The 12,670-nt window shown below is 45.1% G+C and carries 12 protein-coding genes; 8 read left to right on the top strand and 4 right to left on the bottom strand.

Annotated features, from left to right (window positions below):
• Positions 1 to 5 precede the first annotated feature (5 nt).
• From ACTO17_RS08110 to glgA, 4 genes are all read left to right on the top strand, one after another.
• The gene (locus tag ACTO17_RS08110) at positions 6 to 734 is read left to right on the top strand and encodes a YebC/PmpR family DNA-binding transcriptional regulator (protein WP_135987816.1); all 729 of its coding nucleotides are present in this window, start codon (positions 6 to 8) and stop codon (positions 732 to 734) included.
• 59 nt (positions 735 to 793) lie between these two features.
• On the top strand, positions 794 to 2,542 hold the full coding sequence (locus ACTO17_RS08105; RefSeq protein WP_482557572.1) for a methyl-accepting chemotaxis protein: 1,749 nt from the start codon (positions 794 to 796) through the stop codon (positions 2,540 to 2,542).
• Between the two features lie 75 nt (positions 2,543 to 2,617).
• Positions 2,618 to 3,907: an O-acetylhomoserine aminocarboxypropyltransferase/cysteine synthase family protein gene (locus ACTO17_RS08100; RefSeq protein ID WP_482557571.1), complete on the top strand. Its 1,290-nt coding sequence runs from the start codon at positions 2,618 to 2,620 to the stop codon at positions 3,905 to 3,907.
• Positions 3,908 to 3,922: 15 nt separating this feature from the next.
• Positions 3,923 to 5,377 (top strand): glycogen synthase GlgA, encoded by a 1,455-nt coding sequence (glgA, locus tag ACTO17_RS08095; RefSeq protein ID WP_482557570.1) that lies wholly within the window; start codon positions 3,923 to 3,925, stop codon positions 5,375 to 5,377.
• Positions 5,378 to 5,467: 90 nt separating this feature from the next.
• Here the strand turns inward: glgA and ACTO17_RS08090 are convergent, their stop codons facing one another.
• From ACTO17_RS08090 to ACTO17_RS08080, 3 genes are all read right to left on the bottom strand, one after another.
• Positions 5,468 to 5,644 (bottom strand): hypothetical protein, encoded by a 177-nt coding sequence (locus tag ACTO17_RS08090; RefSeq protein WP_482557569.1) that lies wholly within the window; start codon positions 5,642 to 5,644, stop codon positions 5,468 to 5,470.
• Positions 5,645 to 5,881: 237 nt separating this feature from the next.
• Positions 5,882 to 6,241, bottom strand: coding sequence for a hypothetical protein (locus ACTO17_RS08085; protein ID WP_482557568.1), 360 nt, complete (start codon positions 6,239 to 6,241; stop codon positions 5,882 to 5,884).
• Positions 6,223 to 6,474 carry a hypothetical protein gene (locus ACTO17_RS08080; RefSeq protein WP_482557567.1) on the bottom strand — a complete coding sequence of 84 codons (252 nt, stop codon included), beginning with the start codon at positions 6,472 to 6,474 and terminating at the stop codon, positions 6,223 to 6,225. The genes ACTO17_RS08085 and ACTO17_RS08080 overlap by 19 nt, the downstream gene beginning before the upstream one ends.
• 106 nt (positions 6,475 to 6,580) lie before the next feature.
• On the opposite strand from ACTO17_RS08080, the gene ACTO17_RS08075 reads away from it, so the two are divergent.
• Positions 6,581 to 6,811: a helix-turn-helix domain-containing protein gene (locus ACTO17_RS08075; protein ID WP_482557566.1), complete on the top strand. Its 231-nt coding sequence runs from the start codon at positions 6,581 to 6,583 to the stop codon at positions 6,809 to 6,811.
• Positions 6,812 to 7,158: 347 nt separating this feature from the next.
• On the opposite strand, the gene ACTO17_RS08070 is transcribed toward ACTO17_RS08075, so the two are convergent.
• Positions 7,159 to 7,572 (bottom strand): GtrA family protein, encoded by a 414-nt coding sequence (locus tag ACTO17_RS08070; RefSeq protein ID WP_482557565.1) that lies wholly within the window; start codon positions 7,570 to 7,572, stop codon positions 7,159 to 7,161.
• A 232-nt stretch (positions 7,573 to 7,804) separates the two neighbouring features.
• On the opposite strand from ACTO17_RS08070, the gene ACTO17_RS08065 reads away from it, so the two are divergent.
• The 3 genes from ACTO17_RS08065 to ACTO17_RS08055 all read left to right on the top strand — a co-directional run bounded on the left by ACTO17_RS08065 (position 7,805) and on the right by ACTO17_RS08055 (position 12,666).
• A complete protein-coding gene (locus ACTO17_RS08065; RefSeq protein WP_172538641.1) occupies positions 7,805 to 8,512 on the top strand; it encodes a ClpP family protease in 708 nt (235 codons plus the stop codon).
• Positions 8,513 to 8,643: 131 nt separating this feature from the next.
• Complete coding sequence (locus ACTO17_RS08060) at positions 8,644 to 8,940, top strand: hypothetical protein (protein WP_172538647.1); 297 nt, start codon at positions 8,644 to 8,646, stop codon at positions 8,938 to 8,940.
• Between the two features lie 261 nt (positions 8,941 to 9,201).
• Positions 9,202 to 12,666, top strand: a complete 3,465-nt coding sequence (locus ACTO17_RS08055; protein ID WP_482557564.1) for a PD-(D/E)XK nuclease family protein — start codon at positions 9,202 to 9,204, stop codon at positions 12,664 to 12,666.
• The last annotated feature ends 4 nt before the right edge of the window (positions 12,667 to 12,670 follow it).

The raw sequence follows: 12,670 nt of genomic DNA, 5'->3' as shown, positions 1-12,670 counted from the left end.
AACATATGTCAGGACATTCTAAATTTGCCAACATCAAACACAAGAAAGAAAAGAATGATGCGGCAAAAGGGAAAATTTTTACGATTATTGGACGTGAAATTGCAGTTGCGGTGAAAGAAGGCGGCGCAGACCCGGCGAATAACAGCCGTCTGAGAGATGTAATCGCAAAGGCAAAGGCCAATAATATGCCCAATGATACCATTGACAGAGGAATTAAGAAAGCGGCGGGAGACGCCAATGCTGTCAATTATGAATTTGTATCATACGAGGGCTATGGGCCCAACGGGACGGCGATTATTGTGGATGCTTTGACAGACAATAAGAACCGGACAGCGGCAAATGTAAGAAGCGCATTTACCAAAGGAAATGGGAATGTAGGGACGCCCGGGTGCGTATCTTATATGTTTGACAAGAAAGGACAGATTATCATTGACAAGGAGGAATGCCAACTGGAACCGGATGATCTGATGATGACTGCGTTAGACGCAGGAGCAGAGGATTTTTCCGAGGAAGAAGACAGCTATGAAGTTATTACAGATCCGGACTCTTTCAGCGAAGTCCGGCAGAAGTTGGAAGATGAAGGAATACCCATGGCTTCGGCGGAGGTAACCATGATTCCTCAGAACTGGGTGGAATTAACGGATGAAACTGCAATTAAAAATCTTCAGAAAACGTTAGATCTTTTAGAAGAAGATGATGATGTACAGGCTGTGTATCACAACTGGGACGAATAAAGTATTGAGTTTATGTGAAGTTACAAAACCGAATTAAAAAAAAGTACAGGGGGACCAAAATGAAAAACTTAAAAATAGGTACAAAATTATTAATAACATTTATGCTTATCATCATTTTATTCTGTGCGACAGTGGTAACTGCAATTAACGGATTAGATGAAAGCGCCGAAAAGTATTCAGAATTTTACAATGTGGGATATCAGATTACCAATAAGGTTATGAACATGCGCCGCGGGCTGCAGATTATTGTGAAAGATATTTCCTTTGTGACGATGGAAGAGGATGCAGAGCAGATTGAGGTTTACAAAGCAGATTTAGATAAGGAGCTGGATCTTCTGTCAGAAAACGGCGACTGGCTGTTCCAGAATTTTACAGGAGATAATAAGCTGCTGGAAGAATTTTCCGCTTATATTACAGAGGCGGTGGACATGCAGAAAACCGTGATGAAGCTGGCTGAGACGGATCGGATGGGGGCTCAGAAAATGCTGCTGGAAGAATATCAGCCCATGGTTGAAAAAGCTGTAAATTCCCTGATTGATATCAGTGATGTGGCAGAGAAAAATGCAGAGTCAGATTATAAGCTTACGGTTAATATGCAGAAAAACTTGAAGCTTCTTCAGTACGGCATGGCAGGCGGAGCTCTGCTGATTACATTGATTCTTTCTCTTTATCTGACAAGGGCAATTACCAAGCCTTTGAAGGAACTGGAAGATTCTGCAGAGAAGATTGTATCCGGTAATTTTGATATTAAAGTAACTTATGAATCCAAAGATGAGTTGGGCAGGCTGGCAAAGGCGTTTAAGAAGATGACAGACACATTGGAGGATATTATTACAGACGCTTCCAGACTTCTGAGCGAGATGGCGGACGGCAACTTTGACGTGCGCACCCATGCGGAAGATGAATATGTGGGAGAATTCCAGGGCTTGTTATCTTCCATACGCAGGCTGAACCGCGACCTGAGTATAACATTGGGACAGATTAACCGAAGCGCAGATCAGGTTGCTGCAGGCTCCGATCAGGTATCCATCGGCGCCCAGGCTCTTTCCCAGGGTTCCACCGAACAGGCTGCAGCAGTGGAAGAGCTGGCTACTACCATTGCAGGTATTTCCACTCAGGTGAAGGATACGGCGGAAGATGCGCTGAAGGCAAAAGAACAGTCTACCACAGCGGGAGACGAAGCGGAAGAATGCAACAGACAGATGCATGATATGATGTCTGCAATGGAAGAGATTACACGTACTTCCGATGAAATTGGAAAGATTATTAAGACCATTGAAGATATTGCGTTCCAGACAAATATTCTGGCATTGAACGCGGCAGTGGAGGCTTCCAGAGCAGGTACGGCAGGAAAAGGATTTGCCGTGGTTGCAGACGAGGTGCGTAACCTTGCAAGCAAGAGTTCTGCTGCATCCCAGAACACAGCAGAATTAATTGAAAGCTCCATTAAGGCAGTGACCAGAGGCACCAAGATTGCAGATTCTACGGCTCAGTCTCTGGTGAAAGTAGTGGACGAAGTTCGTTCTGCTTCCGGCAAGGTGGATAAGATTGCAGATGCGGCAGAAGAGCAGGCAGGCGCAATTGAACAGGTTACTCTGGGTATCAACCAGATTTCCAGTGTGGTACAGACCAACTCTGCCACCTCCGAAGAGAGCGCAGCAGCCAGTCAGGAGCTTTCCGAACAGGCAGATATGCTCAAACGGCTTGTTGCCAAGTTTATTCTCCGTGCAGAATATGCCCTGGCTTCTACTCCAGATCAGGGATATGATCAGGGCGGACACTCCGGCGATTACATAAATCTGGATTAAGAACGAAGATAAGAATCAATCAGGCAATCGCTGTTTTTCTGAACAGGAAGGCTGTGCGGCAGGAGGAGAAGGCACATGAGCAATTATCAGATAGAGACAAAATGTATTCAGTCCGGCTGGCATCCTGGAAAGGGAGAACCGAGAGTTCTCCCCATTTACCAGAGTACTACATTTAAATATGACACCAGTGAACAGATGGGCAGGCTGTTTGATCTGGAGGACAGCGGGTATTTTTATACCAGACTGCAGAATCCCACCAACGATGCAGTGGCAGAGAAGATCTGTGAACTGGAAGGCGGAGTGGCTGCGATGCTTACATCGTCCGGACAGGCTGCAAATTATTACGCAGTATTCAATATTTGCGAGGCGGGGGATCATTTGATATGTTCTTCCACCGTATACGGCGGTACCTTTAATCTGTTTGGGGCAACCTTGAAAAAGCAGGGGATTGACTGTACGTTTGTGGAACCGGACATTTCTTCGGAAGAACTGTCCCAGGCATTTCTGCCCAATACAAAGGCGGTGTTTGCAGAATCCATTGCAAATCCGGCCCTGGTGGTTCTGGACATTGAGAAATTTGCCAAAGCGGCCCATGATCACGGGGTTCCGCTTATTGTGGATAATACATTTCCCACTCCCATCAATTGCCGTCCCTTTGAATGGGGCGCTGATATTGTCACTCATTCCACCACCAAATATATGGATGGGCATGCAATGTGTGTGGGCGGCTGCATTGTGGACAGCGGCAATTTTGACTGGAATCAGTATGCGGAGAAATATCCGGGTCTGACTCGGCCTGATCCCACCTATCATGGAATTGTGTACACAGAGAAATTCGGCAAGGGAGCGTACATTACCAAGGCAACTTCGCAGCTGATGAGGGATTTGGGCTCCATTCAGTCTCCCCAGAATGCCTTTTTACTGAATGTAGGATTGGAAACGCTGCATCTGCGGGTGCCTAGGCATTGCGAAAACGCTCAGAAAGTAGCGGAGTTTTTAAATGGCCATGAGAAAGTGGCCTGGGTAAATTTCCCGGGTCTGAAAGAGAATAAATACTATGATCTGGCTAAGAAATATATGCCGGGCGGAACCTGCGGCGTCATATCTTTTGGATTAGAGGGCGGAAGAGAAGTTTCCGTGGACTTTATGGATAAGCTGAAAATGATTGCAATTGTAACGCATGTTGCAGACGCCCGTACCTGTGTTCTGCATCCTGCCAGCCACACCCACAGGCAGATGACGGATGAACAGCTGGTGGAAGCAGGCGTAGCGCCGGATTTGATTCGTTTGTCCGTTGGAATTGAGAATGTCCAGGATATTCTCGCAGATCTGGAACAGGCTTTAAAAGCCGTAGACAATGATTAATTTGGAGGAGTAGATATGAGAAAAATTCTGTTTGCAGCATCAGAGTGTGTACCATTTATTAAGACAGGCGGACTGGCCGATGTATGCGGCGCCCTGCCCAAAGAATTTGATAAAAACGACTGGGATATCAGGGTGGTGCTCCCTAATTACACCTGTATTCCGGAAAAATGGCGGAACCAGTTTGAATATGTTACTCATTTCTATATGAGCTGCGGAAGCTACATACAAAATAAGTATGTGGGTGTTCTGCAGTATAAGCTGGATGGAATTACGTATTACTTTATTGATAACCAGGAGTATTTTGACTGTTTTCTGCCTTATGGAGATATCCGTTTTGATGTGGAGAAATTTATATTCTTTGACAAAGCAGTATTGTCCATGCTTCCTCTGATTAATTTTCAGCCGCAGATTATTCATTGTCATGACTGGGAGACTGGTTTTATCCCGGTGTATCTGAGAACAGAGTTCCAGGGAGATATGTTCTTCTGGGGCATGAAGTCTGTGATTACCATTCATAACCTGAAATTCCAGGGGATCTGGGATGTAAAGACCATGAAGGGGCTGACCGGTTTCCCCACCGATTTGTTTGTGCCCGATAAGCTGGAGTTTAAGAAAGACGCCAATATGCTGAAAGGCGGATTGGTTTATGCAGATTATATTACAACTGTCAGCGATACATATGCCCAGGAGATTCAGACCAATTACTATGGAGAAGGGCTGAACGGCCTTCTGGCGGCAAGACATATGGATATGCAGGGAATTGTCAACGGTATTGACTATAATGAATACAATCCGGCCACAGACAGCAAGATCTATGTGAATTATGACGCGGGAAGCCACAGAAAGAAGAAAGCGTCAAATAAAGAAAGACTGCAGCAGGATTTGGGTCTTGCAGTGGATAAGAAACGCTACATGATTGGATTGATTTCCCGCCTGACGGATCAGAAGGGACTGGATTTGATCAATTATGTGATTGAGCGGATTATTGACGATTACACCCAGCTGGTGGTAATCGGAACCGGAGATCCTCAGTATGAGAATATGTTCCGTCATTTTGCATGGAAGTATCCGGATAAAATTTCCGCTAATATCTGTTATTCCGATGATTTGGCTCATAAACTGTACGCAGCGGCAGACGCGTTCCTGATGCCTTCCAGATTTGAGCCCTGCGGCCTGACCCAGATGATTTCCTTCCGCTACGGAACCATCCCGATTGTGCGTGAAACCGGCGGTTTGAAGGATACGGTGCAGCCTTACAATGAATATGACAATGTGGGAGACGGCTTCTCCTTTACCAATTATAACGGAGAAGAAATGCTGAATATCATCAATTATTCCAAGCAGATTTTCTTTGACAAGAAACGTCAGTGGAACCAGATGGTTGACCGGGCCATGGCCAATGATTATTCCTGGAATGCTTCTAAGTTCCGTTATGAAGGACTGTATAAGTATTTGATGGGCGAGTGTTAAAAGGCCGATTGACCGGGAGACATTAAAGATGATTGAAAAGAAAAAGAGGACATCTGCGGATGAGCCTCTTTTTCTTTGAAAATGCTTCTGTTACATTTCGTATTCTTCTGATGGAATGCCTAGAGAGGCCAGTTTGTTTTTTACAATTCTCAGCTGATAATTTAATTCTGGATTATCGCCGGTGTCAGCTTTTTTTATGCGCTGTAAATTTACATAATAGTCAATGGTAACTTGTTTTAATTCATCTAATGTCATTTCTTTATCCATCCTTTCACCGCCTTTTTATATAATGCTTCTGACAGAGCCTGTAATTATTATAGCTAATATGAATCAGAGTGTAAAGTTATTTGCAGATATGAAATTATATCTTATGTTTTGGAGTTTGTGAATTAGTTTTGGTTTGCGTAGAATGTTCGACAAATTATCTTGCAATTCCCAACCAACCACGGCCAAATAAAAAAGGATCGGCGACTAATGATACAACCAATTCCCTTTTTCCTCATATTAATTGTTGCCTTGTTCGTCCGTCCTTAACCTTGACTTCAAATCTACAATCACAGAATTATCTGCATTATCAAGAATGGCAGGCAGATACCGGTTTGTCTCTTCCTCTGTAAATTCTCCTAAATCCCTCATGTTCAGCACCCCGAGAGCGAGAGACATCAGTTTCGGGTTCTTCTTCGCCCACAGCTCTATAAGTGCGTGATCTGCAGTTACATTGCTCACAGTGACCATAAACTGTTCCCTGTTAACAGTTTCTAGAAAAATGGTGTCTGTTTCATCATCCAGAGCTATATTTATAAATATTGTATTATTCTCGTTTATTATGTCAAACAGGAAGTTTTTCAAATGGTCTTTGTGCACGGAATTTCCTCCTCTCGCGATAGCCAATATGATTTTAGTAAACCCGTTTTTTCCTCTATTTTCGCTTTATAGTTTCTGTATTCTTCTATCGTGATAATCTGAAGTTCTGCCAGTGTAATCAGAGCAATTTCCATATATGTGGATAGAGGATTTTCCTTAGACCATTGTATAAGTATCTTTTCGTCGTTTTTTAATTCATCATATAGTATTTTTCTGGCTTCACTTTTTTTCATATCAATATTTCCTTTCTATACACTTAATAAAGTACATGAGGAATATTCCTCATATTATCTGAAAATATTATATGAGATAATGATTGAAAAGTAAAGGGAGAAACATATGATTTCCTTTGAACCATTAAGAAAATTATTATCCCAAAAGGGAATTAGCACATATTATCTAAGAAATAAGTGCGGAATATACAATTTAGACAGTAAGACAATTCAAAGATTAATGTCTGATGAATCAGTATCTACAAATACGCTTAATGCGATGTGCCATATTTTAGATTGTGATATTAAGGAAATAATAGAATTCCGTCCAGACGAAGAAACAGAGTTGGATCAGTAATCAAGGGATATTCCGATAAAATACATTTGGAATATCCCTTTTCCATTCTGGAAAATGAAACAGGAAGTTGGACCAAAGCATTTTCAAACATGCTCTGATACTACAGCGAACAATCTATATTTCGATACACAGGAACTATCGGATTGCCCTTTGGCTAAGCAAACGGTTCCTGGGTGTATTGTGTGGAGGCGAAATCCACTGCTTACGGAGTTTTAGGAGTGACGACTTTCGGAACTCCTTAGACGCAGTTAGCAGTTAGTTCGCCGGAACGCTGCCCAGTTTGTGTGTCAAAGGGCAATCTGGTAGTTCCGTCCGTATCCAAATATCAAACACGCTCTAAAACGAACCTATGCCTCTCTCTGAAAAATAAACAGCTTACTTGCCAGGTAATTCAGTATAATTACCAGTACATTGGATAAGATTTTAATCAGCATGTCATTTTGATGCAGCAGCTCCACAAAGAATACCATAACTGTCAGATCCAGGATTCCGGTGGCCAGACGGCAGGAAAAAAAGGACAGCCCTTCACGAACTATGCCAATGGCGGAATCCGCCCGGCTTTCAAATACCCAGCGCCGGTTTGTCACATAGGCAAAGAGTACAGAAAGAATCCATGCAGTGACAGTTCCAGCTGTGGTGCCTGTCCCCAGCTTCCGGCAAATATAGTAGACAATGATGTTTACCAGTGTTGTGCAGACGCCGAAAAACAGATAGGCCAGGACTTCCCGGCAGGATGTTATCAGTTCTTTTATTTTTTTCATGTTCGTTCTCCTCAGTAAAACAGATATTATGATTCCGGTATCTGTCCGTATCCAAATATAAAAAGCTTGCGTCAGCAGGAAAGCCTGTTACAAAAGCATACCATATAAACAGTATCCTTTCAACATGTTCCGGGAACCAGTAATTTCCATAGCATCTCCGTATAAATTTCCATGGAATTTTCGATACTAACATAAGAAATTATGCCGAAAATTCTATAGAATGGAGAAAAATATGGAAGAGAATTTAAAACAGCAGGAAAAGAACCAGGGTGAAAATGAAGAAATAAAGGAAATGGGACAGCTTACCTTAGAACAGGGGAAAGACCGCCACAAAATCCATCTGCTTTCCATTATCGGGGAAATTGAAGGACATGAGAGCCTTTCTCCCAATACCAAAACGACAAAATATGAGCATGTGCTGCCAAAACTGGCTTCCATTGAGGATGACGACAGCATAGACGGGGTGATGGTGATTATCAATACGGTAGGAGGAGATGTGGAATCCGGACTGGCCATTGCAGAAATGCTTTCTTCACTCAGCAAGCCCACGGTTTCCCTTGTACTGGGGGGAAGCCATTCCATCGGGGTGCCGCTGGCAGTTTCCACAGATTATTCCTATATTGTTCCCACAGGAACCATGGTGATCCATCCGGTGCGTTTAAACGGCCTGGTGATCGGCGCGCCCCAGACTTATGATTACTTTCAGCAGATGCAGGATCGGATTACCGGATTTGTTGCAAACCATTGTTTTGCCAGTCAGGAGCAGTTGGAAAAAATGATGATGAATACCAGTATGCTGACAAAGGATCTGGGTACGATTCTGGTGGGCAGCCAGGCGGTGTCCGAGGGCATTATCAATGAGGTGGGCGGCATTGATGAAGCCATGAAAAAGCTGCATCAGATGATAGAGGAAAGTAAAGAGCGGGGGAAAGACGAATAGGGCAGTCAGTTCTTCATATGCGGATATTCTTACAGAGCAATAATTCCCGAAACTGGTTGAGTTTTTAGCCATTTTGAGGTATATTATTAGTAAGAGGATAATAAGTGACAAGTAAAGGACAGGTGAGGCATATGAAGAAATATATGAGATGTTCTCTGGAGGTAGAAGCGGTAAAATACGAACTTGGCAAGGGTTTGGAAGATGGATTTATGCCGTGGACTTCTGTAGTGACTACAGGCTGGATCAAACCCGATAATCTGATTCAAATTACAAGAGAGGACGGCGTAGTGGTTTGTCCCTTTGTCCAGAATCGCAGAGGCCTTACGTTTCTCCGGGAAGATGATTATATCATCGTAGAGAAGGATATGGAACGGCATGTGTGCGGACAGGATAAATTTTTCAAACGTTTTCAGCCAGTGGAAGAATAAGGAGACGGCCTGTTGCATGTTAAAGAAAGACATCCTTGATGGGATTTATACTCATGAGCATACTTATTTGCCAAATGGTTTGCTGTTTTTCCTGAAATTATGAGAAGCTGACGGCAAATTATTTGGCTTGCAGGTATATGGATTGAAGGCTCTGAGAATTCCATTGAGGATGTTTTTATAATTAATGGAGATGGATGGAAAGTTCTGTCTACGTGTATGAAATGCTGAAAAAAGAATTTTCTCAGACATAGGAGGTACATAATGTCACTGCAATTGATTTTTGGAGGCTCCGGCAGCGGAAAATCTGACTATGTATACCGGAATCTGCTAAAGCGCTCCAAGTCAGAGGAGGATAAAACATTTTTTGTACTGGTGCCGGAGCAGTTTACCATGCAGACCCAGAGGGAGCTGGTCAGGCGGCAGGAAAACCACAGCATTATGAATGTGGATGTGGTCAGCTTTCCAAGGCTTGCTTACCGGGTTTTTGACGAACTGGGCATGGGGAATCTGAGCATTCTGGAAGAGACGGGCAAGAATCTGCTGCTGCGGCGGGTGGCAGAGGAACAGCAGGAGCATTTAAAGCTTTTGAAGGCCAGTATGAAAAAAGCAGGCTATATCAGCGAGGTGAAATCTGTCATTTCTGAGCTGACCCAGTACCGGATTCTGCCGGGGCAGCTGGACGCTTTTATTCAGGATGAGGAGCAGTCGCCGCTGTTTCGCTATAAGATTCAGGATATTCAGACCATGTATCAGGGATTTCTGGATTATCTGGAAGGAAAAGGGCCCGCAGCCGGGGAACATCATTATATCACGGCGGAGGATCTTCTGGAGGTTCTGGCGCAGGCTGCGGAACGGTCTGAGATTTTGAAAGGCTCTGTTATTGTACTGGACGGATTTACCGGATTTACCCCGGTGCAGTATTATCTTCTGGAAACTCTCTTAAGGCTGACCGACGAGATTGTGGTGACAGTGACTTTGGACGAACGGGAGAATCCCTACCAGTGCCAGGGAATTCAGGAGCTTTTTTATATGAGCAAAAAGACTGTGGGAACGCTGCTGCGTCTGGCTGAGCAGAACCATGTGGAGGTCAAAGAGCCTTACTGGGTGCGCCACACGGAAAAAAGCCGGTTTGCAAATTCCCCTGCCCTGGGGTGGCTGGAACAGAATCTTTTCCGCTTCCGGCAAAGGCCCTATGCTGCTTCCAGGGCTGCCAAAGGTGAAGAGACGGCAGAGGGGAATTCAGATATCCGGTTCTTTTCCCTGTTAAATCCCAGGCAGGAGCTTCATTTTGCCGCCAGGGAAATCAAAAGACTGGTGCGGGAGCAGAAGTACCGTTACAAGGACATTGCCATTGTGTGCGGCGATGTGGAATTGTATGGAAATTATGCCAATGAAATTTTTGATACATATCAGATTCCCCTGTTTTTGGATACCAGAAAAAATATTGTGTTTCACCCCATGACGGAATTTATCAAACAGTCGCTGCTTTTGATCGAGCAGGATTTTTCTTATGAAGCTGCGCTGGGCTACCTTCGGTGCGGCCTTTGCGGATGGAACATGGAGCAGGTGGACCTTTTGGAGAATTATATTCTGGCAGAGGGAATCCGGGGCTTTCAGAACTGGCAGGAGCCCTGGGTGCGGCGGGGGAGCGTCCAGTCCCAGGAGGAACTGGAGCAGATTAATGAACTGCGGGAGCAGTTTGTGAGACAGTTTGCCTCGCTGCGGGAAAGCTTTCGCAGGGAAAACGGGCGCAGCCATACGGTATTGGAGGAGTCCAGGGCATTGTATCTTCTGATGTTTCAGCTGGATCTGGAGGGAAAACTAAAGGAGTATGAAGAACAGTTCAGCCGGGAAGGGGAAAATGCCCTGGCAAAAGAATATGCCCAGATTTATAAAATTGTAATGGATTTACTGGATAAAATGGTGGAGCTTCTGGGAGAGGAGCGGATGAATGTCCGGGAGTACCGGGAGATTTTGGAAGCGGGGCTGGAAGCGGCGGCAGTGGGAATTATTCCGCCGGGGTATGACCGGGTAGTATTCGGTGATATTGAACGGACCAGGCTTTCAGATATTAAGGTTCTGTTTTTTGTGGGAGTCAATGACGGCCTGATCCCGAAGGCTTCTCAGCACGGGGGCATTATTTCCCAGTCGGATCGGGAGTGGTTTGCTTCCCAGGGCATGGAGCTTGCGCCCACTGACAGAGAGCGGAGTTTTATCCAGAAGTTTTACTTGTATCTGAATCTGACAAAACCTTCGGAAAAGCTGTATATGACCTGGTTTCGGATGACCCAGGACGGCAAGGAAGCCAGGAAATCTTATCTGCTCAGCGCCATGTTTAAGATGTTTCCTGAGAGTCTGCCGGTGCGGGTGGAGGAAATTTTTCACACAAAGCGCCAGGGAGGGCTTTTGCCGAAAGACAGCTTGAATCCGGAAGAAACGATAAATATGGAGCAGATTGTAACCCCCGAAAGCAGCCTGAAGTTTCTGGCAGAGGGGCTGAAAGCGGCTCAGAAAGGAATCCTCTACCCCCAGTGGAAGGGGCTGTATCGGTGGTATCTGTCCAAAGAACCCTGGAAAGAAAAGGCGTCTCAGCTGTTGGAAGCAGCATTTTATCAGTATCACGCAAAACCGGTGGGGGCGGAAGTGATCCGCGCCCTGTACGGCAAAGTACTGGAAAACAGCGTAACACGTTTGGAGCAGTTCAGCGCCTGCGCCTTCGGGCATTTTCTCCAGTATGGGCTGAAACTGCAGGAACGGAGCCTGGGAGAGTTTGCGCCGGTGGACATGGGAAATATGTTTCATGAAGCATTGGAGCGGTATTCCAATCATATGGAGGAAGAGGGGTTTTACTGGTTTGACGTGCCAAAGGAAGTGAAAGAACGGCTGATTCAGCAGGCAGTGGAGGAAACACTGGGTTCCGGATTTGCAAGCAGGCTGTTTCAGGAGGCCAGAACCGCTTATTTGCTGGAACGGATGAAACGGATTTTAAGGCGTACCATTGATACCATTACGGAACAGCTTCAGACCAGCCATTTCATGCCGGAGGGATATGAGATTTCCTTTTCTTTTGCGGAAAATCTGGATGCAGTGAATTTTATTTTAAGCGAAGAGGAGCGGATGCGGTTAAAGGGCAGGATTGATCGGATTGACACCAGAAAAGAAGGGGATCAGATTTACGTGAAGGTCATTGATTATAAATCCGGAAACCGGGAATTTCAATTGCTGTCTTTGTACCACGGACTGCAGCTGCAGCTGGTGGTTTACCTGAATTCCGCCGTGGAGCTTGTAAAACGGAAATATCCCAAGAAAGAAGTGATTCCCGGCGGCATGTATTATTACCATCTGGACGATCCGGTGGTGGAGGGAAATTCCGCCAGTACGGATGCGGAAATACAGGAGAAAATATTAGAGGAGCTGAAGCTGAAAGGAGTGGCCGGAGAAGGGGAAGATTTAAGCGTCAGCAAAAAATCCAAAAAGGCCGGGGCAGAGGAATTCCAGATTCTCTCCCGCTATGTCAACCACAAAATCCGTGATATCGGCCGGAAAATCTTTGACGGGGAAATCGGCGCCCGGCCGTATCAGCTGGGAGACAGTACCGGCTGTGATTACTGTCCCTATCACGGCGTCTGCGGGTTTGATCCTTCCTCTCCGGGATGGAATTACCGGAAGTTGGAAAATATTAAAGATGAAGCGGAGATTTTGGAAAAAATGCGAAAGGAGCTGTAGGAGA

It is taken from the genome of Petralouisia sp. (assembly GCF_056822245.1).
Note: the sequence above shows the minus strand (reverse complement) of the source record. Positions and strands in the feature narration are given on the sequence as shown.